The organism is Bradyrhizobium sp. CCBAU 51765 (assembly GCF_015291725.1).
Classification (GTDB): domain Bacteria; phylum Pseudomonadota; class Alphaproteobacteria; order Rhizobiales; family Xanthobacteraceae; genus Bradyrhizobium; species Bradyrhizobium liaoningense.
Map to the genome: position 1 here is coordinate 3,014,033 of NZ_CP030038.1, position 22,104 is coordinate 3,036,136.

Below are 22,104 nucleotides of genomic sequence, written 5' to 3' on the forward strand. Positions count from 1 at the left end.
TCCCCATGCCGGGGATTTGGGAAACGCACATGACTTTCTCGCTACGCTCCCGCAGTCTCTTCAAGGCTATCGCCGTCGTGCTGGCGCTTGCGCTGCCGACTGCACTCGCGATCTCGTCCGCCGACGCGCGCGCCGGCGGCGGCATGTCGTCGGGTTCGCGCGGTTCGCGCTCCTATTCGGCCCCGCCGTCGACCACGACCGCGCCGGGCTCGACCTCGCAATTCAACCGCACCTACACCCAGCCGGGCGCAGGCATGAATTCGGCTGCCTCCGCGCCTGCGCGCGGCGGCATGTTCGGCCGGGCTGGCGGCTTCATGGGCGGCCTTGCGGCCGGCTTCCTCGGCGCTGGCCTGCTCGGCATGCTGTTCGGCGGCGGCCTGTTCGGGGGGCTCGGCGGCCTGTCCTCGATCCTCGGCCTGATCATCCAGATCGCGCTCGTTGTGCTGGTGGTGCGGCTGGCCATGTCGTGGTGGCAGCGCCGTCACGCCCCGCGGGCGGCTTATGCAAATGCTGATGCAGGCGCAGCGCCTGGACCGCAGACGAGCCATCGCAGCGGTCTCGGTGGCGGGCTCGCCGGTGGTCTTGGCGGCTTCGGCTTCGGTGCCAACAACGCGCCGCTCGAGATCAAGCCGGACGACTATGAGGCGTTCGAGCGCCTGCTCGGCGACGTTCAGGCCGCCTGGTCGAACGAGGACGTGGCCAAGCTGCACACGCTCGCGACCCCGGAAATGGTCTCCTATTTCGAGCAGGACCTCGCCCAGAACCGTACGCGCAACGTCGTCAACAAGGTCACGGATGTGAAGCTGCTGCAGGGCGACCTCGCGGAAGCCTGGCGGGAAGGCGAGACCGAGTACGCCACGGTGGCGCTGCGCTTCGCGCTCACCGACAAGACGGTCGACCGCAACACCGGCGCCATCGTTGCCGGCAGCGAGCAGCCGGGCGAGGCGACCGAGATCTGGACGTTTGCCCGCAGGCCGGGCAGCGGCTGGGAATTGTCGGCGATCCAGCAGACCAACTGATCGCTCACGGATTGACGAAGAGGGCGTCGTGCTCAGGCACGGCGCCCTTTTTGTTGAGGCCACCGCTCCTTCCCGGCGTCATTGCGAGGAGCACTTGCGACGAAGCAATCCGGAGCGCTTCCGTTGAGGGATTCTGGATTGCTTTGCTTGCGCTCGCAATGACGTGTGTGGGCGATGTTCCGCCCCACGACGACGGAACTTGCATCGCATGCTAGGCTTGTCCCGCGCGCGCTTCAAAGGACTGTCCCATGAAATACGAGCTCTATTACTGGCCCGAGATTCAGGGCCGCGGCGAATATGTGCGGCTGGCGCTGGAGGAGGCGGGGGCCGCTTACGTCGATGTCGCGCGCGGTCCGCGCGGGACTGCTGCGATGATGAAGATGATGGATGCGCATACGGGCACGCCGCCCTTTGCTCCGCCATTCCTGAAAGCAGGCAAGCTCGTCATCGGCCAGACCGCCAACATCCTGCTCTATCTCGGCGCCCGCCATGGGCTTGCGCCGAAGACGGAAGCCGGCAGGCTCTGGTTGCACCAGCTTCAGCTCACGATCACGGACTTCGTCGTCGAGATCCACGACACCCATCATCCGCTCGGACCCTCGCTCTATTATGAGGACCAGAAGGCACCGGCGAAAAGGCGTACGGCGGACTTCTGGGAAGAGCGCGTGCCGAAATATCTCGGCTATTTCGAGCGGCTTCTCGACGGGAGCGGCGGCACCCATGTCACCGGTCGCCGCCTGACCTACGTCGATCTATCGCTATTCCAGATCGTCGACGGGCTGCGTTATGCCTTCCCCAGGCGCATGAAGGCGTTCGAGAAGGATGTCCCGGGCCTTGTCGGCCTGCACGACCGCATCGCCGCGCGGCCGAACATCAAGGCCTATCTCGAAAGCGAGCGCCGCATTCCCTTCAACGAGCAGGGCATCTTCCGCCGCTATCGCGAGCTCGACGGTTAGCGGTTCGGCGGGGACAATGATCAGTCCTCACCAGACGCCGGGGATGAGGCGATAGCGCACCCGCGCCGCATAGTCGGTGTAGCCCGGCAGGCCCTCGCGCAACGTGCGCTCCTCGATAGGGATGCGGACCGCGAACAAGGCGATGAAGAGCGGCAGCATCGCAAGTCCCCACCACGATCCCAGCAGCAGCGGCAGGCCGGCGAAGAACAGCACCATGCCGCTGTACATGGGGTGGCGGACATGGGCGTAGGGACCGGTCGAGATCACGTGCTGCGCACGCTCGGTCTGCAGCTTCACCACGGGCGCGACGAACGAGTTCTCGCGGAACGCCCACATGGTGAACAGTGTCGAGGCCAGGAACAGCGCGAGGCCGAGCGCCTGCAACGCAGTCGGCATGTCGGAGGATTGAAAGCGCCGCTCGAGCCCCATCACGACCAGCCAGGCCAGCATCACGAAGACGAAGACCGTCATGAACATCTTGTCGGCGGCGGGCTGATCCTTTTGCAGCACCGGCCGCAGACGTTCGGCCAGCAGCGCCGGATCGATCCGGTAGAGCCACCAGCCGCAGAGCGGGCCGAGGAGCGCGGAGGTGGCGAGGAACGTCCAGGCCGACGGCCACTGCAGTGTTCCGGCGCATGCGAACAGCACCGCGCCCATGGCGACGACGAGGACCGTGTTCTGCAACAGCAGCCGTGCGATCATGCGCAGGTCCCCGGTGAGCGGCGCACGATATTGATGCAGCTATATCCGGCAAAGATGCGGCCGGACGCGCGAGAGGCCCGATCGACCGGATCGGGCGTCTCAGCCGTGGCAAACCTGCTCAGGCGAGCTGATCGATCCGCGTGCCCTGACCCGGCGGCAGGGGCGCGGGCGGTTGCGGCTTGAAGGTCGGATCCTCGTCCTTGACCTTGGTCTGGTCGTCCTGCTGCTTGGTCGTGTCGTAGTTAGGAACCACGATCGCGATCGGTGGGGGCGCCACGGTGGAAACCTTCATCCACAAATCCTCACATCTGGAAACAATTCAGTCTGCCCTGCGAGGCGCGAAATTTCCTTCAAGGCAATCGCTAAAATGCGAGGGAATTGGTGCGGGGAATGCCGTGTATGCGTGGCGCGACGCGGCTCACCACGTACTCCGTCATTGCGAGCGTAGCGAAGCAATCCAGAAATCTCTCCGCGGAGACAGTCTGGATTGCTTCCTCGCAAGGGCTCCTCGCAATGACGGGGAGAGGCCTCGTCGTCTCGGTTTGCACCGCGCGGATCAGATACATATCCGCAGCGAAACGGAAGGAACTCCGCCCTATTCGTCCTTGCCGCGGGTGATCGCGATGGAAGCCTCCGTCTTGGAGCGCGTGCATTCCATGTTGAGCCGGCGATAGCGCATGCTGACCTTGTCGCCGCGGAGCAGGCCCATCCGCTTCAGGCAGCGTGTCGCGCCCGTCGTCGTGTCGTCCTTCGTCACGGTGAAGACGATCGCGGCCATCGATCCCACCAGCGCATAGAACTCCGGCTTGGGCTTGCGATCGCCTTTGGCATAGAGCTCGATCGAGTACTTGTCGCCGCGGCAGGCGACGGACAGTTCCTTGGCCGCCGGGTGCGTCATGTAGACGACGTTGGCCGCCCGGAAATTCACCTTCAGGCGATCGACCTGGTTTGCAAGCTCCTTGGCGCTGTCGTCGCAGCGGTCGGCGCGCGCGGGTGAAGCGAGGGCCACAAGGCCGGCAATGGCGGCGGCGACCAGAATCGCGCCGCGGACGTTCAGTTTCAATGTCATGATGAAAAGCCCCTTAGGGCGCGCATTCAAGCGTCGGCGGACGCGAAGCGCAAGGGCGGGCAGAGGCATTTCCACGAGCTGTGCCAATGCCTTCCCCAGCTCGGACTGCCTCTCCCATGCGCACCGCTCCCTTTCTTTTCTGGTCAAAATGCGCTTAGAACCTTTCTATGCCTGGAGGCCCGCGAGGCCCCGAAACCCCGAGATCCGCCCCATGAACGCTCCCACCGCCTTTCCCGATCAGTCCAAGCCCGTTCCGCCCTACAAGCACACCCCGCTGTTCCCGCTGGGCAAGGACGAGACGCCCTACAAGAAGATTTCGTCCGAGGGCGTCAGGGTCGAGAAGGTCCTCGGCAAGGACATGCTGGTGGTGTCGCGCGAGGCGTTGCGGGCGCTGTCGGAGGCGGCTTTTGGCGACATCAACCATTACCTGCGGCCCGGTCATCTGAAGCAGCTCCGCGCGATCCTGGAGGACGGCGAGGCGAGCCCGAACGACAAGTTCGTGGCGCTCGACTTCCTGAAGAACGCCAACATCGCCGCCGGCGGCGTGCTGCCGATGTGCCAGGACACCGGCACCGCGATCATCATGGGCAAGAAGGGCTGCAACGTCATCACCGACGGCGATGACGAGGCCGCGCTGTCGGAAGGCGCGCGCGACGCTTACCTGCGCCGCAATCTGCGCTACTCACAGGTCGCGCCGCTCTCGATGTACGAGGAGAAGAACACCGCCAACAACATGCCGGCGCAGTGCGAGATCTACGCCGAAGGCGACGACGCCTACAAGTTCATGTTCATGGCGAAGGGCGGCGGCTCCGCCAACAAGAGTTTTCTGTTTCAGGCGACGCCCTCGGTGCTGACCAAGGACCGGCTGCTCGCTTTCCTCAGGGAGAAGATCCTCACGCTCGGCACCGCGGCGTGCCCGCCCTATCACCTCGCCATCGTGATCGGCGGCACCTCGGCCGAGCTCTGCATGAAGACGGTGAAGCTCGCCTCGGCGCGCTATCTCGATGCGCTGCCGACGCACGGCTCGCCCGACGGCAACGCCTTCCGCGACGTCGAGATGGAGAAGGAAATCCACAAGATGACGCAAAGCCTCGGCGTCGGCGCACAGTTCGGCGGCAAATATTTCTGCCACGACGTGCGCGTGATCCGCATGCCGCGGCATGGCGCCTCGCTTCCCATCGGGCTTGGCGTGTCCTGCTCGGCCGACCGCCAGGTGCTCGGCAAGATCACCAGGGACGGCGTCTATCTCGAGGAGCTCGAGCACAACCCGGCGCAATATCTGCCACAGGTTGAAGAGTCGCTCGGCGGCGAGGTCGTCAAGATCGACCTCAACCAGCCGATGAAGGACATTCTGGCGACATTCTCGAAATATCCGATCAAGACCCGCGTCTCGATGACCGGCACCATGATCGTCGCGCGCGATAGCGCCCATGCCAAGCTGCGCGAGCGGCTGGAGAAGGGCGAGCCGCTGCCGGACTACTTCAAGAACCATCCGGTGTACTACGCCGGCCCCGCCAAGACGCCCGAAGGCTACGCCTCTGGCGCGTTCGGGCCGACCACGGCAGGCCGCATGGACTCCTTCGTCGACCAGTTCCAGGCCGCCGGCGGCTCGATGGTGATGGTGGCCAAGGGCAACCGCGCCCCTAGCGTGCGCGAGGCCTGCAAGAAGTACGGCGGCTTCTATCTCGGCTCAATCGGCGGCGCCGCCGCGAACCTCGCCGAGCACTGCATCAAGAAGGTCGAGGTGCTGGAATATCCCGAGCTCGGCATGGAAGCGATCTGGCGCATCGAGGTCGTCGACTTCCCCGCCTTCATCATCATCGACGACAAGGGCAACGACTTCTTCAAGGAGTTGAACCTGGGCTAGCCTTACGTACCGCGCATGCGCGCAGTGATGTCACACGTGTCTTTGCAGGAGACCGTCGTGCCCGGGCTTGTCCCGGGCATCCACGTTCTTCGTGCCGCGAGGAAGGCGGTGGATGGCCGCGACAAGCCAAGGTCAAGCCCGGTCATGACGATGCGGAAGCTTCCGCGGCCCTAACTGCAATTGGTAACCTGGTTCGAGCACAACGCGCGCCACCAGCCGCGGACGCCGTCGTGGCTCTCGACCAGACCCCAGAGCCCGCTGCAGGCGAAGATGCGCTTCGGGCCGCCGTCGGTGTCGAGCGCACCGCCGAGCTCGCGCTGGGCCGGCATCCATTTCGCATCGACGAAGGGTGCTTGGAACAGCCCGCCCATGCGCGTGGCGCCATTGGCATAGGCCGCACCCACCTTGTTCGAGGCGACCCAGCCGCGCCCGGCATAGGGCTTCGGCGCGCTGCGCGGATATCTTTTGTCGTCCTCGTAGTCCTTGCCCGGCGGTTTGGCGCCCTCGATCAGGAACCAGCCGTCCCTGAAACCGATGATGCGGAACTCGGTGAGCCAGCCGCCCTCGGGTGTGTTCTCGCTACCGCCGAGCTTCAGCCGATAGGGCGGCGGCAATGTGCCGAGCACACGCGCCTTGACCGACGGCTCGGCGCGCACATTGAGGCCGCTCGGGTCCTTGTCGATGGACCAGGCGCCGAGGTCGCAGGGCTCGGTGCCTTCGGGCAGGCTGGCGCGCTTGGCGGCGAGTTCGGCGTGCAGCTGTGCGAAATCGGTGTCGTCGTTATCAGGATCGGGCCCGGTGCGCGGCTTCAACTCCGCCGAGACCGCGCGTGTCGCATCCGCCGTCAGCATGACCACGAGCGCCTGGCGTGCGGCGAACACGCTCGCGGGCGTCTTCGGATCGTTCGATGTCGCGGGATCAACGGCGAGATAACCGGTCGAGCCATCGGTCCGATAGGCGGTGCCGGCCACAAGGCCTGGCGGCACCATGGCGAGCGCGCTTGCGCGCCACGCCGGTTCGGTGTCTTCCGCGTGCGCCACCACCAATGCTCCAACACACAGCAATGTCGCCGCTGCGAGGCGGATGTTGGGCATGTGCTGAAGCCGCGGCGTTACGCCCGTACGCCCGTAAACGGAAAGCTGCCCATCGGGCCGATGCCCATCTCGCCGCTCATGCTGTCGCCGGAGACCTTTCCGATGAACTCGAGCGTCAACGGCATCGGATTGGTGATGGAAACCTTCCAGTTGACGGCGTCGCCACTGATGGTGCCGTCGAAGATCTCTGCGGTGTTGCCCTCTGCGCCCTGCGTGCCCGTCAGCGTGCCGCCGGAACTCAGCAGGGTCAGCGTCGCCTGGCGCTCGCCCATCGGCGTCGTCATCGTCAGATTCCAGTTGCCGTCTACGGCCATTCCCGTCTCCCGAACAGATCTCGGCGGTCCGCGACGATCCGCGGCCCGTCCCGAGCGAGGCTATAGCCCAACTTGCAGCTCCTGCCTAACCCTGCGCTAAGGCATGAGCCGGAAAAGTGCGCAGCGGCTTTCCGAAAAGATCATGCTTAAACAACGACCTAAAGCGCGATGACGATTCATCCCAATCGCATCGTGCTCAGGGCATTTAGGCGCGGGCGGCGGCACGCCGGCGGCTGGTGACGATGAGGCGCAGAACGACGTATTGAACGGCAAAGGCCAGGATCTTGCCGCCGCCTGCGACCACCGTGAGGTAGAACGCCCACAGCTTCAAATCGCCGGTCGATGCGACAGCGATCATGCCGGCGCCGATGACGAACATCAGCACGGCCCAGGCATAGCCCGCAGCCGTCACATATTCCGGAACGGTCTCGGTGACGATCGGCGGCATGTAGCGCAGCATCCAGCCGCGCTTGAGCATGATGAGGCCGATCGCGAAATGCGCGATCGCGGGCTTCGCCAGCATGAAGCGGGGATCATTGGTCAGCAACGTGATCGCGCCCAATCCGACGACGAGCGCGAGGCTCGCATATGTCATGTAGTTGAGCTGCTGTCCCTTGATGCGGGCGTAGACCACTTGTGCGAACGCGCCGGCGATCGCCACCGACGTCGCCAGGATGACGTTGTCGGTGACGAGATAGACGACCAGGAAGAGGATGGCGGAGAAGAGGTCGGAGGCGAGGCGGGCGAATACGTCCTTCATCGTCAATCCTGTTCAGCGTGCGCTGAGCAATGCGCGGGCAGGCGTACCGTACTTGATCCGGCAATACTCAGGATACCACTTTGTGAAGTAAATCGCACTGTTCCGGGCGGCAAAAGCAACCGCAAGGCTCGACCAGAGCGGCAGGCCGGGGGCGTAGAGCAGCACGAGATTGGCGGCCGTCATCAACAGGGCGGCTGCCGTCCACGCGGCGGTGATGATGTAGTTGGCGCGGAGAAAGCCGGGCATCGCCGCGGTCTCGGTCGGCACGGATTCGAGCGCATATTGCAGCGTGAACGGGCGGCGGATCAGCATCGAGCCCAGCGAGATGACGAAGATGCCGACATCGACCGACAGCTTGACGCCGAGCGTGCCGAGCGCGGGGTCGATCAGCGCGAGGTAAAGGCCGATCGCTGCGAATAAGACCGCCGAGCCGGCGGCCAGGATCTTCACGGAGCGGCCGCGCACGACATCGATCGCAACCGTGCCGAGGCAGATCGCGGAAGCCGCGAACACGCTTGAAGTGGCCGAGGTCACCAGCATCAGAAAAGTGAAGGCGCCGTAGGGCGCAAGGATCGCGAAAATCGTCATGGTCCCCTCGGTCAAGTTAATCTTGACGTTGTAAAGATTAGTAGTTCAGGAGCGAGGTCGGATCAAGCATAATCTTTACAGTGTCAAAATAACGTAGGCGACCTCTAAAAAATGAAGTGCTGCAACGAGTTGATCGGACACCTCGTCAACCAGCTCCGCCCAGGGCAGGCGCGACAGGATCGGCAGCGCAGAGACGATGAGAAGGCCGGCGGCGAGCAGGATGCCGCCGTTGAAAATGGCATGGCTGCTTCGCCGCAGCCGGATCATCTGGAATGCGAGCGCAGCACCGGTCAGGGCGAGGACGGCGAGGCAGTCCGCGGTGATCGAGGGCATGTGCATGGAAAACTCCTCTTTCGTCATTCCGGGGCGCGCGTCAGCGCGAGCCCGGAATCACGATGATGGCTACGCTGCGCCCACCCAATTGCCGTGAAAGCCGTCGGGTACGCGATGGCCGAGCTGCACCAGCGCGACGGGACCCGCCTCGATATCGGTGGCATTGAAGACGGCGAGGTCGCTGCGGTTCTCCCGCGCGCGCCAGACCACCGCAAGGAGCCAGCCGTCGCCTTCGGCTGCATCCTTGGATCGCTCGACGAAAACAGGCTCGGAGATGGTGTCGCCGGTGGGCAGCAGATAATGGCCGAGCCGTCGGCCGTTGCCGTCGACATGCACGATGCCCGACAGCGCGCCGAACATCGGTAGTTTCGGATTGGCGCAGGCGTACCAGCCGTGTCGGTTTTTCAGCCCGGCGCGGCGGTCGTCGATGCGGGGGAATTCGCCAGTGAGATCGTCGAGGTAGGTCTGCTGGAAGTGGTCGGTATTGCCTGCGAGATCGAACGTCCAGCGGCAGTGGCGGGCCCGCGACTTCTCCGGATCGGTGGGGCGGCCATCGGGGTGCGGAAACAGCGGCGCTTCCTCAAACTGCATGACGTCGGCGACGATGCGGTGACCGTCTTCCCACGCATTCATGACGTGGAAGACGTAACAGGCCTCGCTGCGAAACCAGACGATGTCCTTGGTGTTGCCGCTGCGCTTCATCACGCCGACATAGGCGCCCTTGTCCGGCTCCCAGGCATAGGGCGGCCGTCCGCTCATCGCGCGTTCCATGCTGCCCGTGATCGGCAGGATCGGAAACAGCACATGGTTTTCGGTGACGATGAAATCGTGCACCATGCTGGCATAGGGCGCCTCGAAGCGCTCGAAGCGCGTCGCCTTGCCGGATGCGTCGATTGATCCGTAGGAGAGGGCAGGCGTCAGCGGGCCCGCCGCATTGTAGCCGAAGAACACCAGTTCGCCGGTGACGGGATCGATCTTCGGATGCGCGGTGAAGCTGCCGGCGACGCGGCCCTGATAATTGTGATAGCCGCGCGTCGCCAGCGTGCCCGGCTCGATTTCCGTCGGCAGGTGCGCTTCTTCCAGCGCGAGCAGCTTGCCGGCGTGGAAGATGATGTTGGTGTTGGCGACGCCGCCATCGGTCAGGTTTGCCGGCGCATCCGGCAGCTTGCGGCCGAAGCCGCCGAACAGGGCGCGGCCGGCATCGTGCTCGGCGAGCCATTTCGGCGTGCGGACCCAGCGGTTGCGATAGCTTGCGCGGCCGTTCTCGAGATGGAAGGCGTGCAGCATGCCGTCGCCCACGAACCAGTGCGCGCCGGGCGATTCGAACTGCGGATTGGGCCCGTTGCGGTAAAGCGTGCCGTTCAGCTCGCGCGGCAATTCGCCGATGATCTTGAGGAAGGGCGCGTCGGCCTCGAACGGGATCGGTGCGATATTGTTGCGGCGCTCGGCGACCTGCTGCACGGCGTTGCTCCCTATCTTTACATCGTAAAGATCAGATAATACCGATTGCCGTTCCGGTCAAGTGAAATCTTTACACTGTCAATATTGCGTCATATAGCTTGTCCGATGGGCAAGAGCGAAACCGCGCGTAACCCGCGCACTCCGAAAAAGACATCGTCGGCAGCGAAGGCGCAGGCGCGTCCCGCCCGGCGCCCGGCGGCTGCGAGGACCGAGACACCCTATCATCACGGGGCCCTGCGCGAGGCGCTGCTCAAGGCCGCCGAACGCGTGCTCGAGCGCGACGGGCTCGGCGGCCTGACATTGCGCGCGGTGGCGCGAGAGGCGGGCGTCTCGCATGCCGCGCCCACGCATCATTTCGGCGATCTCACGGGGCTTCTCAGCGAGCTCGCCGCCGTCGGCTTCCGCCAGTTCAACGCCGCGATGGCGTCGGCCTGCGATGACGCCACAACGCCGCTCGAACGCGCGCTGGCGAGGCCGAAAGCCTATGTCGTCTATGCGCAGGCGCATCCCGGCATGTACGGCATCATGTTCCGCACCGAGCGGCTCGACTATTCAAGGCCGTCGCTGCACGAGGCCGCCGAGGCCTCCTTCGCGGGGCTTGCAAATGCGATCGGCATGATGCGGCAGGAGCAGATCAGCGAAGACGCGCTGACGCTGACCCAGGGCGCGGCGATCGCGCGCGCCTGGTCGATGGTGCACGGCTTCACGATGTTGCTGCTCGACGGGCGGCTCAAGGACATCCTCGATCGCTTGCCCGAGGGGACGACGGCCGAACGCCTGCTCGAGGCGATGCTGACGGCGCCGATCACGGGCAAGCCGACGGGCCCCTGATCCCAACGCAACTCTCGCCATGGTGAGGCGTCCATCGCCTCGCCAGGGCGAGAGGCTAGCGCATCGTGGCCAGTTCGACGGCGCGCCCGCTTGTGCCGATGATCTTCACCTTGTCCTTTCCGCACGTGAAGCCCCGGGCGAAATCGTCCGCGGCCTTGCGGGCGAGCTCATTGGCCGTCGGGTTGGCGATCGCGTCGACATAGGCGACGTGGCAGACCGGGCCCGGCGGCAGCCGGGTCACCACCAGCATGGCCTTGGTCTTCGGCCGTCCCTGCCTGTCGGGATCGGCGTTGTCCGCGATGTGCCAGCGCTGGATGATCGCAAACGGCTTTTCGCCGGCAGCGCGCCATTCGACGGTGCTCTCGGATGAGTTGAACGGCGCGAACCAGACGTTGGCTGCCGGCTCCTCCGCCGCTTGCCTGCGATTGCGGCCGACGGAGACGATCTCACGCAGATCATCCTCGGCGATCAGCACCACGAGCCCGTCCTTGCCCGGACACACCCGCGTGGTGCTGCCGTCGAGGTCGCTGGGCTTGCCGATCTGGCGGCAGTCCTTTGGCGCCGTCGAGGTGTAGCTGCTGCCCACGGATTGGGCGTTGGCGCAGCCGAGGCCGGCGCAGATCAGCAGCGCGGTGAGCGATGGGGCGGTCATACGGATCATGATGACACTTCGAGGCAGCTGGAACTTCGTACCATCAGACGCCTTGACTGTGGGCAAGGTTCAAACAGCACCGCCAGACACCTGACAGCGGCACGGAATCGTTCTAGAAGAGCGGCTTCGCTTGGGCTCCTCCAGCCTTGTTCGCGCCTTCGTACTCCTGATCATGCCAGCCACATCCTCGAACAAACCCTATCGCGTCGGCCGTTCCAAGACCGGGCTCGGCCTCTTCGCCACCAAGCCGATCAAGAAGGGCACCCGGATCATCCGCTATTTCGGACCGATCCTGGATTCCAAGATTCCCGAGCAGGACGAGATCGAGAACAAATATCTGTTCGAGCTCAACGGCCGCTGGACCATCGACGGGTCGGTGCGCAAGAACCTCGCGCGCTACATCAACCATTCCTGCCGGCCCAACGCCGAATCCGACGTCCGGCCGCGCGAGCGCAAGGTCTTCATCCGCGCCATCAAGAACATCGAGCCGGGCGAGGAGATCAACTACGACTACGGCACCGACTATTTCAAAGCCTATCTGAAGCCGATCGGCTGCAAGTGCGACTCCTGCGAGAAGAAGCGCAAGAAGCTGCGCGCCGAGGCGAGGGCGGAAGCCGCCAAGGTGAAGGCGCGGGCCGAGCGCAAGGCCAAGAAAGCGGATGCGAAGGTCGGGTCGGCGAAAAAGAAGAAGCTGAACGGCAAGCACTTCGCCGGCAAGGTCGGTCGCGCAAGGGCATAGCCCGCATTTGCGCCTCTAGCTCCGCGGTCATGCCCCGCCACCGGGTCTCGCCTACGGCGAGCCCGATGACAGGCTCCGGCGAGGCATCCAGGACGCCGCGGCTTCTCCGTATCCAACTGACTTCTCGGAATACTGGATCGCCCGGTCAAGCCGACGGCGAGTGATGGCCTCACGCTGCCACCACGCTCGCGCTCTTCCGCAATCCCACATATTGCAGCTCGGCGAACACGCCGGTCGCGATCGCCTGCGCCACGACCATGAGCTCGCCGGCGAGGTTCGGTGACACCGCGCCCGAGAGCAGCAGAGCGATGCTGCCGACCGTCCAGGCCGCATTGCCGACGACGACCAGCAGGACGAGCAGTCTCGGCACGGAGGCGCGCGAGGCGAGCCAGCCGACCAGCGCGGTGTAGGCGATCAGGAACAGGCCGGCTTCGAGCAGTAATGCTCCGGGCAGATTGAACAGTGTCGCGAACGCGCCTGCAGCGAAGGTGAAGCCGAGCGCGGCGATGCCGCTGAAGATGGCGTCGGCGAGAAGTGCGCGGCGCAGGAAGGTGGAGGCTTGGATCATCTTGGGTCTCCTGGGTTGGGGTGGGCTCGGGGTGAAACTCAACGCCGACTGCGCCAGCGGGCGCGGAGCAGGCGGGCGAGACGGAACGGGCAGAGGCTCCTGCCGACGCCGTGCTCGAAGGCGACGACCCGGGCGACGACATAGTCGCCGGTCGAATGCACCAGCGGCTCCGGCATGTTGAGGCTGCGCGCCAGCATCCGGGTTGCGAACGCCATGGCCCAGGGTAGGACGTGGTCTGCAACGGTGCGATAGAGCAGCAGTGGGATCATGATCGTCTCCTGTTGCGACCAAAGATGCGCGCGGTCGCGTCCCAATTCGATTACCTCGCGAGTAATGGAAGGGCCGAAATCCGCATGCTAGGTTTTCGACCATGAACGCACATGCTTCCACGGCACGTATCGAACGCAGCCAGCCGGTCCATATTGGCGACCATTTGCGCGAATGGCGGCGGCGCCGCCGCATGAGCCAACTCGATCTTGCGGGCGAAGCCGAGATCTCAGCGCGGCATCTGAGCTTCGTCGAGACCGGCCGCGCCGCGCCCTCGCGCGACATGGTGCTGAGGCTTGCCGAACGCCTCGACGTGCCCTTGCGCGAACGCAACGTGCTGCTGGTCGCCGCCGGTTACGCGCCGGCGTTCCCGCAGCGCCCGCTGGAGGATCCCGCCTTGAAATCAGCCCGCCGGGCGATCGACCTCGTCCTTAGAGCGCACGAGCCCAATCCAGCGCTTGCCGTGGATAGGTATTGGAACCTGGTCTCCGCCAACCGCATGGTGGCACCGCTGCTTGCCGGCGTCCCGCCGCATCTGCTCGGCCAGCCCCTCAACGTGCTGCGGCTCGCCTTCCATCCCGAGGCGCTGGCGCCTCGCACGGTCAATCTCGCGGAATGGTGCGGCCATCTGCTGGAGCGGCTGCACCGCCAATGCGAGGCGACGGCCGATCCGGAGCTGATCAAGCTCTACAACGACCTGAAGAGCTATCCCATTCCGGCGCGTTCGGCGCCGCTGTCGAGCGACAATGTCGCCATCCCCTTCAAGCTGCGGCACGAGGGCGAGATACTTAGTTTCTTCTCCACCACCATGGTGTTCGGCACGCCCGTGGACATCACGTTGTCGGAGCTCGCGCTGGAGACGTTCTTTCCGGCCGACGAGCGCACGGCCGAACGGCTGAAGCAGATAGCGGCAGCCATGACCTAGCGCTCTTGCCTCGGGGCGGGTTCTGCTTATCTTTGGGCGAACCCGTGACCTGCCCGAAGGAGGCGCTGAAATGAGCACGCTGAAACCGCTCCAGATCGACGTCGTCTCCGACGTGGTGTGCCCCTGGTGCTATATCGGCAAGCACCGGATCGAGAGCGCGCTGGCGCTCGTGCCCGACGTTCCCGTCAAGCTCAATTTCCGTCCCTTCTTCCTCAATCCCTGGGTGCCGCGCGAGGGCATCAGCCGCGAGGCCTATCTCACCCAGAAGTTCGGCTCGGTCGAAGCCTACAAGGGCATTGCGGGGCGGGTCGTCGCGGCCGCGGGCGAGGAGGGCCTCGTCTACAAGCCGGAGCTGGTGGCGCGCCAGCCCAACACGACCGACTGCCATCGCCTCATCCTGTGGGCGGAGGCGATCGGCAAGGCGCCCGAGATGAAGCAGCGCCTGATGGAGCTGTACTTCCGCGACGGCGGCGATCTCACAGATGTGAACGTGCTGGTGCAGGCGGCCGCCGATGTCGGTCTCGATGCCGACGACGTGCGCAAGCGCCTCGCCACCGACGAGGACGTGGCGCGCGTCTCGGCGGATGCGCAGGAAGCCGCCGAGAAGGGCATCTCCGGTGTGCCGACCTACGTCTTCGCGCAGAAATACGCCGTCTCCGGTGCGCAGGATCCGAACCTGCTCGCGCGCGCCATCCGCCAGGTCTCGGCGGAGATCAACGCGCAGGCGGCGGAGTAGCTGTTCTATCTGCGAAGCAGGCGAACTGCGCGGCGCGCCGCTGCATACGCGATGCCGTGCGCCGCGACCGCCGCGTGAACCAGCGTCACGACCGGATCGTGCCGGCGCAGCGGGACCAGCACATCGCCGATCGCGAAGCGTCCGCGCCAGATCGGATTGATCATGGGGTGATCGGCGCTCGCCGTCGAGTCCGCGCTGGCGATGGCGGGATCGGCGCAGAGGTGGCGGGTGAGCTCGAGGGTGAGCTGCACGCCCGGCGAATATTTTGCGAAGTGTTCATCGACGCCGAGCTTGAAGAAGAAGGCGCGGTCCTGGTGGCGCAGCACGATGCCGGCGGCGACCGCCGTCGTGCCGGCGCGCAACGTGACGATCTCGCATTGCGCGGTCTCTGCCAGCGCGGGGACGGCGCGGCGGATGAAGGTCGCATCGCCCGCATGCTGGACCAGCGCGGTGCCGCGCTTGCCCTTCCAGCCGCCGGCTTCGAGCTGCAGGAATGTCTCGAGCGCCGGCCCGATCTCGTCGGGCCTGCGCGCGACCTCGAACACGACGGGCCCGTGCTCCTCCAGGCGATGGCGCTGGCGCCGCAGCTCCTTGAGCTTCTTGGCGCCGAGCGCCTCGCGCAGCAGCGTCTCACCATCCTGTGTCGCATCGAGGCTGGCACGGATGTAGGAGGAGAGGATTCGCGGCTTCAGGCCGGCGCGGCTCAGGACCTGTTTCAGCGAATTCATCGCCGCGCCGTCGAGCGCGACGTCGGTCAGCACGAGCGCATGCGCGCCGGCCTCGCGTGCCCGCTGCAACAGCCGCGTGGCGGCCTCGATCGGCGCATCGCCGTCGATCAGCGGGCTGCACAGCGTGCCGTAGGGATGCGCACTCACCAACGCGGGCAGGGGAATCTTCAGGGCGCGCCAGAGCGAGATGACCGGCATCAGTCCGATCAGCCGCGTCGAAGATCCATCGAATGCCGGCAGTGCCGCGGCATTGCTGCGGCCGCGCGCGCTCGCACTGACAGCCAGCTCCCAGGCGGGCAGGTAATATCCGTTCGGCTCGACCGCGCGCTGCGCGAGTGCGCGCCACTGGCCGGGGTCGATCGCCGTGAGCGGAACGAGCGCGCGCGCGGCGCCGGCATTCCTTGCCGATGCCGGATTGACCGCTGTCTGATGCGCGATGTCGACCACGTCCGTCGTCCCCGTCTACGCGGGCAGAGCCCGTCCCAGGGGATCATCCTTAGCGCAAAGATTGGAAAAATAGCGTTGGGCCACATAATCAGTTCGAGCGGTCCCGTTAACGTCCCGTTGAGGATACCGCCCGATCCGGCGCCGCCGTGCCTGTCTCCTCGGGCGCCGGGCCGGTCTCCGTCTTCACGTTGACCGCGACCTCCATTCCGAGCTCGTCGTCCGCCTCCCCCCAGTAGGACCCCGAGAGCGGAATCGCCTGCGCCGGCGTGCGGGCAACTCCGACCCTGATCAGATCGCGGTTTCCGACAATCCCGTTGGTCGGATCGAACTCGACCCAGCCCGAGCCCGGCACATAGATCGAGCACCATGCGTGGGTCGAGCCCCCGCCCAGCCGTGCCGGGCCGTCGCGGTCCGGCACGTAGACGTAACCGGTGATGAAGCGGGCCGCGAAACCGAGCGATCGGGCGGCCTCCATCATCAGCAGGGCAAAATCGCGACAGGTTCCCTGCTGCAGGTCGAGCGTTTCGGCGGGCGTTTGCGTGCCGTGCGAGGTTCTCCTCCGATAGGAGAAACCTTCGGCGATCGCTTCGTTGAGCGTCATCAGCAGTTGCCCCGTCGGCCGGCTCGCCGAGGGCGCAATGAACTTCGACAACCAGTCGTCGACGGCGACGTCGCCGGGATGATGCCGGAGCATGTACGGTGCAAGATCCGGCAACTCGGTCTCGTCGTAGGCGAACGGATGCTCGCGAGCGTATGGCTCGATCCGGAAATCCGGCGCGTTCTCGGGTGTATGCTCCAGCCGGATCGTGGTCTCGAATTCCAGCACGTCGGTCCGGGCCGCAAAATCGACGAGGGTTACGCAATTGCCGAACACATCGTGGATCCAGCGGATTTCCGACGGCTCGGGGCGCACTGCGAGTCGGCACGCGAGCAGACGCTGATCGAAGCTGTCGCGTGGACGAAACAGCAGCTGGTGCTGTCCAAGTCTGACGGGCTGCCGGTAGCGGTAGGTCGTGCTGTGGTGGACGGAATAGAGGGGCATCTGTTGTACTCAGGCTCGCACCATATGAGCCTGCTTCTGCATCGGTTCCAAGAGCCCAATTGTGTGTGCACACCGCACAAGTGCCTTGCATTTCAGCAGGTTCGCGGTAGCGCACGCGGAACCAATGATCCCCAGCGGGGCTTGTCGATCGACATCAATGGCGATGCGAGAGGACACGATCTTGAGGATCCGGGCAGGCTACGACATTGCGTTCAACTGTTTTCAGGACGTGCCGATGGTGCTGATGCTGACCGTTCATCCGTCAAGGCAAGGCGACGTTCTGACCGACCATGCCATCCGGGTGTCGCCGAACGTTGCGCTCAGGGATTACGAGGATGGGTTCGGCAACGTCTGCACGCGGCTTGTCGCCCCTGTCGGTCAGATCAATATTCGAAACGAGTTCATCATCGAGGATAGCGGGTTGCCCGACGAGGTTGCGCCTCATGCCGAACAGATCCCGTTGGACCGGCTGCCCGACGAAGCGCTGGTGTATCTGCTGGGCAGTCGCTATTGCGACACCCAGCGCCTGACGGATCTGGCCTGGTCGACGTTCGGCCGCATCAGCGGTGGCTGGAACCGCGTCCAGGCGATCTGCGATTACGTTCACGGCCATATCAAGTTTGGCTATCAATTCGCGCGAAGCGACCGGACGGCTTCCGAAGGCCACGAGGAGCGTATCGGAGTTTGCAGGGACTTCGCGCACCTCGCCGTCACCTTGTGCCGCTGCATCAACATCCCGGCCCGTTACTGTACCGGTTACCTCGGCGATATCGGCGTGCCGCCGGATCCGGCGCCGATGGATTTCAGCGCGTGGTTCGAAGCCTACATCGGCGGACGTTGGTACACGTTCGACGCGCGCCACAATCATCCCCGCATCGGCCGCGTCGTGATCGCACGCGGCAGGGATGCAGCCGACGTCGCCATTTCGACCGCCTTTGGCCAGGCGGAACTCGTGCACTTCAAGGTGATCACGAACGAGGTGCGGGACTGCGATGCCATTCCGACCCGACCTGCGATGGCGCGGGAGCGGCGGCTGTTCGCTTGAGTTGGCGGACGCCTGGCGTCTCCTGTCCCGGTCGTGAGCGGCCTGACTGTCCATTCCTCCCCTGTGCCGGAGATGTCTTACCGGGTGGCTAATTGTCACCCGGGACGAAATGGTCGCGGGCACCCGCGCGCTCGCCGCTGGCCGTGTCGGTGATGGCGAGATCGATGTCGCGCGAGGTCTTCGGCAAATCGGCCGGGCCGACCTGCACCGACAGCCGGACTTCGCTGGTCTGATCCTGCCCGACCTCGACCACGGGCTTGCCGTCGGAACTCGGCGCGATGCCCGCAACGCGAAGCGTCGCACCAGGCAGGCCCGAGACTTCGATCGCGAACGATCGTTGCGGACCCTTGTTGAGGATGCGGACGGTGTAGTCGTTGCGGACACCTCCATCCGAGAGCTGGACGAACAGCGGATTGCGCTCGTGCAGCACGTTGACGTCCATCGTCGCGCGTGTGGCGAGCGTGTACAGCATGATGCTGCCGACGATGGCGATGGCCGCGGCATAGACCAGGGTGCGCGGACGGATGATGCGGTAGATCGGCGGCTTGCCTTCGCGCCGGCGCTGCATGTTGATGTCAGTGTCGTAGCCGATCAGGCCGCTGGGCCGGCCGATCTCGCGCATGACGTTGTCGCAGGCATCGATGCACAGGCCGCACTGGATGCAGCCGAGCTGGATGCCATGGCGGATGTCGACGCCGGTCGGACAGACGTTGATGCACTGATGGCAGTCGACGCAATCGCCGGCGGGATTGCCCTGCGCGCGGGCAGCATCCGCCTTCTTCACCGACATGCGCGGTTCGCCGCGGTCGCGGCGATAGGTGACGTTGAGCGCCCATTCGTCGGTCAGTGCCGCCTGGATCCGCGGCCACGGACACATGTAGATGCACATCTGCTCGCGGGCGTGGCCGGCGAAGACGTAGGTGGTGGCGGTGAGAATGCCGATCCAGAGATACGCAATGAACGGCGCCTGGAAGGTCGCAAGCTCCTTCACCAGCGTCGGCGCGTCTGCGAAATAGAGCACCCAGGCGCCGCCGGTCCACCATGCGATCATGATCCAGAGGAAGTGCTTGAGCGCAACCTTCCGGATGTGACCGAACGTCCAGTAGCTCTTGTCGCCCTGCATGCGCTCGCGCCGGTCGCCTTCGACCCAGCGCTCGACCGCATAGAACAGGTCAGTCCATACGGTCTGCGGACACATGTAGCCGCACCATATTCGGCCGGCGACCGCGTTCATCAGGAACAGCGTCATGGCCGCGATGATCAGCAGGCCGGTGAAGTAGTAGACTTCCTGCGGCCACAGCTCGATGAAGAAGAAGTAGAAGCGCCGATGCGGGAAGTCGATCAGCACGGCCTGGTCGGGCAGGCCGGGTCCGCGATCCCAGCGTACGAACGGCAACAGATAGTAGGTCCCGAGCGTGACGCAGAGGATCGCCCATTTGATGCGGCGGAAAGGACCGTGGACCGACTGCGGATAGACCTTCCTCCGCTTCTCGTAGAGAGGTCCCTCGATGAAGGTGTCGTCGGTCATGGCAAATTCCCCCGCATCACAGGCTGGGTTGCGCGTTCAGGAGAACGCGCAACCGCTGCTCAGGCCCAGCTTCCTGAACACGATCGCCGCCGGGCAGAAGCCCGTGAACGAGGCCTGCAACATGTTCAGCCCGGCAAATGCCGTCAGCAGGTACCAATACGCATTCACATAGGTGCCCAGTGCGAGACCGAGCAGGACGACGAATCCCGCAAAGGCGAGGACGGCTTTATCGACATTCATGGCAGGCTCCTTTTTATCTGGCGACTTACGAACGGGTCAGGTTGGATTCAGTCCAGGCGACGATGCTGCGCGCATCCATCGCGCCGGAGTGACGGGCGATCTCGCGGCCACCGCGCATCAACAGCAGGGTCGGGATGCCGCTGATGTTGAGGCGCGACGACAGTGCAGGTGCGTTGTCCGAGTTGAGCTTCAACAGCCGGACGTTCGGCTCCAGCTGCTGCGCGGCGCGCTCGAACATCGGTGCCATGGCGCGGCACGGGCTGCACCACGGTGCCCAGACGTCGACCAGCACGGGAATGTCGGTGCTCGCGACATGGCGGATGAAGGCCTCCTCGTCCACCTCGATCGGATGAGCGGTGAAGATCGGCTGGTGACAGGCACCGCAGCGCGCACCTTGCGCCGCGCGTTCGGCAGGCAGGCGGTTGATGCGTCCGCAATGTCCGCAGACGATCTGGCGTGTCGTGCTCATGTGCCGGTTCGGACCTCCTTGAGCTTGGCGATGTTCAGCTTGTCGAGAACGAAGCGCTCGTAGAACGGCTCGCTCTCGCCGCGCCGCATCTTGCGCAGGAAGTATTTCTCGAAGGCGACCTTGGCGAGGTGCACCCATTCGCCCTTGGAGGACCAATTGACGTTTCGCGGCGGGATCTGCGGCTGCGCAAGGAAGGCGACGCCGGAGTCGCCGAAGTCGGCGAGGCAGATCGCGTTCCAGGTCGGCTGCGCCGTGGGCGCCTTGCCGCGAAGCAGGGCGCCGATGTTCATCGCCGTCGCCGTCACCATGGATTCGATCATGAAGCCCGTCTTGGGGACGCCGACCGGCACCGGTGTCGCGCCGACCGGGGCGATCGCGACGCAGACGCCGACCGCGAAAACGTTGGGAAAGGCGGGATTCTGCTGGTGCTTGTCGACGACGACGAAGCCACGTGGGTTGGTCAGTTTCTCGATGCCGCGCACCGCCTCGACGCCGCGGAAGGCGGGCAACATCATCGAATAGGCGAAGGGCAGCTCGTGGGCCTTGCGAGACGTGCCGTCGTCGGCGAACTCCTCCACCGACATCAGGCCGGGGGCGACGTTGTCGACGCGGGCGTTGGTGATCCACTTGATGTGCTTCTCCCGCATCTCGCTTTCCAGGAGACCCTTGGTGTCCCCGACGCCGTCGAGACCGAGATGGCCGATATACGGCTCCGAGGTGACGAACGTCATCGGCACGCGGTCACGCAGCTTCCGCCGGCGCAGCTCCGTCTCCAGGATGAAGAGGAATTCGTAGGCCGGCCCGAAACAGGACGCGCCCTGCGCGGCACCGATGACGACCGGGCCGGGGTTCGCCGCGAGCTTCTCGAAGGCTTCTCGGGCATGCGCGGCATGATCGACATGGCAGATCGACTGGGTATGGCCCTGCGGGCCGAGACCCGGAATCTCGTCGAACGCCAGTTCGGGACCGGTCGCGACGACCAGATAGTCGTAGTCGATCGACGTGCCGTCGCCGAGCTCGACACGGTTTTCGGTCGGATGGACGCGCCTTGCACCCTGGGTCAGCAGCCGCACGCCCTTGCGCTTCATGACGTCTGCCAGATCAATCTCGATCTCTTCGCGCTTGCGCCAGCCGACTGCGACCCAAGGATTGGATGGGACGAAATGATAGACGGCGCCTTGCGAGACGACGCTGAGGCGGTCCTCCTTTCTCAACTGGGGCAGCAATTCATAGGCCATCAGTGTTCCGCTCAGGCCAGCTCCGATTACGACAACTTCCGCCATGGGTTTACCTCCGTTGGACCAAGCCGCTCCGCCGGTTCAGTTCCGACTGTTGTGCAGCGCTTGACGATATATTCGTAATTGCGTATATACGCAAGTATGAAGATGAACGTTGAAGTTATGGAACGGGCGGCGGATCAGGCGAGCGAGCTGCTGAAGGCGCTCGCCAACCGGCATCGTCTGCTGATCATCTGCCAATTGATCGACGGCGAGCGGTCGGTGGGCGAGCTCGCCGAATTCCTGAGCCTGCGGGACTCCACGGTGTCCCAGCATCTTGCGCTCCTTCGCAAGGATGGTCTGGTGTCTGCCCGGCGTGAAGCGCAAACGATCTTCTATTCGATCGCAAGCGAGCCGGCGCGCGAGGTGCTGAAGACGCTCTACCAGGCATTCTGCGCGCCGAAGTCCGCCAGGACCAGATGAAACCTAGGAGAGCTCGGAGGAGGG

General features: G+C 64.9%; 27 protein-coding genes. 9 read left to right on the top strand and 18 right to left on the bottom strand.

Features of this window, described 5'->3' with window-relative positions; translation table 11 throughout:
• Positions 1–5 precede the first annotated feature (5 nt).
• The gene (locus tag XH96_RS14270; protein WP_194393050.1) at positions 6–1,019 is read left to right on the top strand and encodes a Tim44 domain-containing protein; all 1,014 of its coding nucleotides are present in this window, start codon (positions 6–8) and stop codon (positions 1,017–1,019) included.
• 248 nt (positions 1,020–1,267) lie between these two features.
• Complete coding sequence (locus tag XH96_RS14275) at positions 1,268–1,975, top strand: glutathione S-transferase (RefSeq protein ID WP_194393051.1); 708 nt, start codon at positions 1,268–1,270, stop codon at positions 1,973–1,975.
• A gap of 27 nt (positions 1,976–2,002) precedes the next feature.
• Here XH96_RS14275 and XH96_RS14280 read toward each other — a convergent pair whose 3' ends face one another.
• The 3 genes from XH96_RS14280 to XH96_RS14290 form a co-directional block, all read right to left on the bottom strand.
• Positions 2,003–2,677: an isoprenylcysteine carboxylmethyltransferase family protein gene (locus XH96_RS14280; RefSeq protein WP_194393052.1), complete on the bottom strand. Its 675-nt coding sequence runs from the start codon at positions 2,675–2,677 to the stop codon at positions 2,003–2,005.
• 118 nt (positions 2,678–2,795) lie between these two features.
• A complete protein-coding gene (locus XH96_RS14285) occupies positions 2,796–2,969 on the bottom strand; it encodes a hypothetical protein (protein ID WP_194393053.1) in 174 nt (57 codons plus the stop codon).
• A 303-nt stretch (positions 2,970–3,272) separates the two neighbouring features.
• Positions 3,273–3,746, bottom strand: coding sequence for a hypothetical protein (locus XH96_RS14290; RefSeq protein WP_131871364.1), 474 nt, complete (start codon positions 3,744–3,746; stop codon positions 3,273–3,275).
• 211 nt (positions 3,747–3,957) lie between these two features.
• On the opposite strand from XH96_RS14290, the gene XH96_RS14295 reads away from it, so the two are divergent.
• Positions 3,958–5,613: a fumarate hydratase gene (locus XH96_RS14295; protein WP_194393054.1), complete on the top strand. Its 1,656-nt coding sequence runs from the start codon at positions 3,958–3,960 to the stop codon at positions 5,611–5,613.
• Between the two features lie 170 nt (positions 5,614–5,783).
• On the opposite strand, the gene XH96_RS14300 is transcribed toward XH96_RS14295, so the two are convergent.
• The 6 genes from XH96_RS14300 to XH96_RS14325 all read right to left on the bottom strand — a co-directional run bounded on the left by XH96_RS14300 (position 5,784) and on the right by XH96_RS14325 (position 10,163).
• On the bottom strand, positions 5,784–6,707 hold the full coding sequence (locus tag XH96_RS14300) for an SH3 domain-containing protein (RefSeq protein ID WP_194393055.1): 924 nt from the start codon (positions 6,705–6,707) through the stop codon (positions 5,784–5,786).
• A 17-nt stretch (positions 6,708–6,724) separates the two neighbouring features.
• Positions 6,725–7,021 (bottom strand): hypothetical protein, encoded by a 297-nt coding sequence (locus tag XH96_RS14305; RefSeq protein WP_028181202.1) that lies wholly within the window; start codon positions 7,019–7,021, stop codon positions 6,725–6,727.
• Between the two features lie 205 nt (positions 7,022–7,226).
• Positions 7,227–7,781, bottom strand: a complete 555-nt coding sequence (locus XH96_RS14310) for an inner membrane-spanning protein YciB (protein ID WP_194393056.1) — start codon at positions 7,779–7,781, stop codon at positions 7,227–7,229.
• 12 nt (positions 7,782–7,793) lie between these two features.
• Positions 7,794–8,369, bottom strand: a complete 576-nt coding sequence (locus XH96_RS14315) for a hypothetical protein (RefSeq protein ID WP_194393057.1) — start codon at positions 8,367–8,369, stop codon at positions 7,794–7,796.
• 75 nt (positions 8,370–8,444) lie between these two features.
• Positions 8,445–8,708, bottom strand: coding sequence for a hypothetical protein (locus XH96_RS14320; protein WP_194393058.1), 264 nt, complete (start codon positions 8,706–8,708; stop codon positions 8,445–8,447).
• Between the two features lie 63 nt (positions 8,709–8,771).
• On the bottom strand, positions 8,772–10,163 hold the full coding sequence (locus XH96_RS14325) for a carotenoid oxygenase family protein (protein ID WP_194393059.1): 1,392 nt from the start codon (positions 10,161–10,163) through the stop codon (positions 8,772–8,774).
• A gap of 105 nt (positions 10,164–10,268) precedes the next feature.
• Here XH96_RS14325 and XH96_RS14330 point away from each other — a divergent pair, with 105 nt between their 5' ends.
• Positions 10,269–10,994 carry a TetR/AcrR family transcriptional regulator gene (locus XH96_RS14330; protein ID WP_194393060.1) on the top strand — a complete coding sequence of 242 codons (726 nt, stop codon included), beginning with the start codon at positions 10,269–10,271 and terminating at the stop codon, positions 10,992–10,994.
• 55 nt (positions 10,995–11,049) lie between these two features.
• Here XH96_RS14330 and XH96_RS14335 read toward each other — a convergent pair whose 3' ends face one another.
• Positions 11,050–11,655 carry a hypothetical protein gene (locus tag XH96_RS14335; protein ID WP_194393061.1) on the bottom strand — a complete coding sequence of 202 codons (606 nt, stop codon included), beginning with the start codon at positions 11,653–11,655 and terminating at the stop codon, positions 11,050–11,052.
• Positions 11,656–11,818: 163 nt separating this feature from the next.
• On the opposite strand from XH96_RS14335, the gene XH96_RS14340 reads away from it, so the two are divergent.
• Positions 11,819–12,385, top strand: a complete 567-nt coding sequence (locus tag XH96_RS14340; RefSeq protein ID WP_194393062.1) for an SET domain-containing protein — start codon at positions 11,819–11,821, stop codon at positions 12,383–12,385.
• Positions 12,386–12,554: 169 nt separating this feature from the next.
• Here the strand turns inward: XH96_RS14340 and XH96_RS14345 are convergent, their stop codons facing one another.
• Together XH96_RS14345 and XH96_RS14350 are read right to left on the bottom strand one after the other, a co-directional pair.
• The gene (locus XH96_RS14345; protein WP_194393063.1) at positions 12,555–12,953 is read right to left on the bottom strand and encodes a hypothetical protein; all 399 of its coding nucleotides are present in this window, start codon (positions 12,951–12,953) and stop codon (positions 12,555–12,557) included.
• 38 nt (positions 12,954–12,991) lie between these two features.
• Entirely contained in the window at positions 12,992–13,222 is a 231-nt protein-coding gene (locus XH96_RS14350; protein WP_194393064.1) for a hypothetical protein, read from the bottom strand.
• A 101-nt stretch (positions 13,223–13,323) separates the two neighbouring features.
• Here XH96_RS14350 and XH96_RS14355 point away from each other — a divergent pair, with 101 nt between their 5' ends.
• Both XH96_RS14355 and XH96_RS14360 read left to right on the top strand, forming a co-directional pair.
• Positions 13,324–14,145, top strand: coding sequence for a helix-turn-helix domain-containing protein (locus XH96_RS14355; RefSeq protein WP_194393065.1), 822 nt, complete (start codon positions 13,324–13,326; stop codon positions 14,143–14,145).
• Between the two features lie 70 nt (positions 14,146–14,215).
• Entirely contained in the window at positions 14,216–14,881 is a 666-nt protein-coding gene (locus tag XH96_RS14360; RefSeq protein WP_061026198.1) for a DsbA family oxidoreductase, read from the top strand.
• A gap of 5 nt (positions 14,882–14,886) precedes the next feature.
• Here XH96_RS14360 and XH96_RS14365 read toward each other — a convergent pair whose 3' ends face one another.
• Together XH96_RS14365 and XH96_RS14370 are read right to left on the bottom strand one after the other, a co-directional pair.
• Positions 14,887–16,056, bottom strand: a complete 1,170-nt coding sequence (locus XH96_RS14365) for a GNAT family N-acetyltransferase (RefSeq protein ID WP_194393066.1) — start codon at positions 16,054–16,056, stop codon at positions 14,887–14,889.
• Between the two features lie 106 nt (positions 16,057–16,162).
• Entirely contained in the window at positions 16,163–17,098 is a 936-nt protein-coding gene (locus XH96_RS14370; RefSeq protein ID WP_194393067.1) for a transglutaminase family protein, read from the bottom strand.
• Between the two features lie 181 nt (positions 17,099–17,279).
• Here XH96_RS14370 and XH96_RS14375 point away from each other — a divergent pair, with 181 nt between their 5' ends.
• Positions 17,280–18,143: a transglutaminase family protein gene (locus tag XH96_RS14375; RefSeq protein WP_194393068.1), complete on the top strand. Its 864-nt coding sequence runs from the start codon at positions 17,280–17,282 to the stop codon at positions 18,141–18,143.
• A gap of 88 nt (positions 18,144–18,231) precedes the next feature.
• On the opposite strand, the gene ccoG is transcribed toward XH96_RS14375, so the two are convergent.
• Genes ccoG through XH96_RS14395 form a run of 4 tightly spaced genes read right to left on the bottom strand, consistent with a single transcriptional unit; the run spans position 18,232 to position 21,663 of the window.
• Positions 18,232–19,671, bottom strand: coding sequence for a cytochrome c oxidase accessory protein CcoG (gene ccoG / locus XH96_RS14380; RefSeq protein WP_194393069.1), 1,440 nt, complete (start codon positions 19,669–19,671; stop codon positions 18,232–18,234).
• Between the two features lie 36 nt (positions 19,672–19,707).
• Positions 19,708–19,911, bottom strand: a complete 204-nt coding sequence (locus tag XH96_RS14385; protein ID WP_028181089.1) for a DUF2892 domain-containing protein — start codon at positions 19,909–19,911, stop codon at positions 19,708–19,710.
• A 25-nt stretch (positions 19,912–19,936) separates the two neighbouring features.
• Entirely contained in the window at positions 19,937–20,380 is a 444-nt protein-coding gene (trxC, locus tag XH96_RS14390; RefSeq protein WP_194393070.1) for a thioredoxin TrxC, read from the bottom strand.
• The gene (locus tag XH96_RS14395) at positions 20,377–21,663 is read right to left on the bottom strand and encodes an NAD(P)/FAD-dependent oxidoreductase (RefSeq protein WP_194393071.1); all 1,287 of its coding nucleotides are present in this window, start codon (positions 21,661–21,663) and stop codon (positions 20,377–20,379) included. Before XH96_RS14395 ends, trxC begins: the two co-directional genes overlap by 4 nt.
• A gap of 117 nt (positions 21,664–21,780) precedes the next feature.
• Between XH96_RS14395 and XH96_RS14400 the strand changes: the two genes are divergently transcribed.
• On the top strand, positions 21,781–22,080 hold the full coding sequence (locus XH96_RS14400) for an ArsR/SmtB family transcription factor (RefSeq protein ID WP_371740165.1): 300 nt from the start codon (positions 21,781–21,783) through the stop codon (positions 22,078–22,080).
• Positions 22,081–22,104 lie beyond the last annotated feature (24 nt).

What these genes read in the sequence shown, in the direction of transcription:
- XH96_RS14270 (WP_194393050.1), top strand. Translation starts at nt 6, where the DNA reads ATGCCGGGGATTTGGGAAACGCACATGACTTTCTCGCTACGCTCCCGC.
- XH96_RS14275 (WP_194393051.1), top strand. Translation starts at nt 1,268, where the DNA reads ATGAAATACGAGCTCTATTACTGGCCCGAGATTCAGGGCCGCGGCGAA.
- XH96_RS14280 (WP_194393052.1), bottom strand. Translation starts at nt 2,677, where the DNA reads ATGATCGCACGGCTGCTGTTGCAGAACACGGTCCTCGTCGTCGCCATG.
- XH96_RS14285 (WP_194393053.1), bottom strand. Translation starts at nt 2,969, where the DNA reads ATGAAGGTTTCCACCGTGGCGCCCCCACCGATCGCGATCGTGGTTCCT.
- XH96_RS14290 (WP_131871364.1), bottom strand. Translation starts at nt 3,746, where the DNA reads ATGACATTGAAACTGAACGTCCGCGGCGCGATTCTGGTCGCCGCCGCC.
- XH96_RS14295 (WP_194393054.1), top strand. Translation starts at nt 3,958, where the DNA reads ATGAACGCTCCCACCGCCTTTCCCGATCAGTCCAAGCCCGTTCCGCCC.
- XH96_RS14300 (WP_194393055.1), bottom strand. Translation starts at nt 6,707, where the DNA reads ATGCCCAACATCCGCCTCGCAGCGGCGACATTGCTGTGTGTTGGAGCA.
- XH96_RS14305 (WP_028181202.1), bottom strand. Translation starts at nt 7,021, where the DNA reads ATGGCCGTAGACGGCAACTGGAATCTGACGATGACGACGCCGATGGGC.
- XH96_RS14310 (WP_194393056.1), bottom strand. Translation starts at nt 7,781, where the DNA reads ATGAAGGACGTATTCGCCCGCCTCGCCTCCGACCTCTTCTCCGCCATC.
- XH96_RS14315 (WP_194393057.1), bottom strand. Translation starts at nt 8,369, where the DNA reads ATGACGATTTTCGCGATCCTTGCGCCCTACGGCGCCTTCACTTTTCTG.
- XH96_RS14320 (WP_194393058.1), bottom strand. Translation starts at nt 8,708, where the DNA reads ATGCACATGCCCTCGATCACCGCGGACTGCCTCGCCGTCCTCGCCCTG.
- XH96_RS14330 (WP_194393060.1), top strand. Translation starts at nt 10,269, where the DNA reads ATGGGCAAGAGCGAAACCGCGCGTAACCCGCGCACTCCGAAAAAGACA.
- XH96_RS14335 (WP_194393061.1), bottom strand. Translation starts at nt 11,655, where the DNA reads ATGATCCGTATGACCGCCCCATCGCTCACCGCGCTGCTGATCTGCGCC.
- XH96_RS14340 (WP_194393062.1), top strand. Translation starts at nt 11,819, where the DNA reads ATGCCAGCCACATCCTCGAACAAACCCTATCGCGTCGGCCGTTCCAAG.
- XH96_RS14345 (WP_194393063.1), bottom strand. Translation starts at nt 12,953, where the DNA reads ATGATCCAAGCCTCCACCTTCCTGCGCCGCGCACTTCTCGCCGACGCC.
- XH96_RS14350 (WP_194393064.1), bottom strand. Translation starts at nt 13,222, where the DNA reads ATGATCCCACTGCTGCTCTATCGCACCGTTGCAGACCACGTCCTACCC.
- XH96_RS14355 (WP_194393065.1), top strand. Translation starts at nt 13,324, where the DNA reads ATGAACGCACATGCTTCCACGGCACGTATCGAACGCAGCCAGCCGGTC.
- XH96_RS14360 (WP_061026198.1), top strand. Translation starts at nt 14,216, where the DNA reads ATGAGCACGCTGAAACCGCTCCAGATCGACGTCGTCTCCGACGTGGTG.
- XH96_RS14370 (WP_194393067.1), bottom strand. Translation starts at nt 17,098, where the DNA reads ATGCCCCTCTATTCCGTCCACCACAGCACGACCTACCGCTACCGGCAG.
- ccoG (WP_194393069.1), bottom strand. Translation starts at nt 19,671, where the DNA reads ATGACCGACGACACCTTCATCGAGGGACCTCTCTACGAGAAGCGGAGG.
- XH96_RS14385 (WP_028181089.1), bottom strand. Translation starts at nt 19,911, where the DNA reads ATGAATGTCGATAAAGCCGTCCTCGCCTTTGCGGGATTCGTCGTCCTG.
- trxC (WP_194393070.1), bottom strand. Translation starts at nt 20,380, where the DNA reads ATGAGCACGACACGCCAGATCGTCTGCGGACATTGCGGACGCATCAAC.
- XH96_RS14395 (WP_194393071.1), bottom strand. Translation starts at nt 21,663, where the DNA reads ATGGCGGAAGTTGTCGTAATCGGAGCTGGCCTGAGCGGAACACTGATG.
- XH96_RS14400 (WP_371740165.1), top strand. Translation starts at nt 21,781, where the DNA reads ATGGAACGGGCGGCGGATCAGGCGAGCGAGCTGCTGAAGGCGCTCGCC.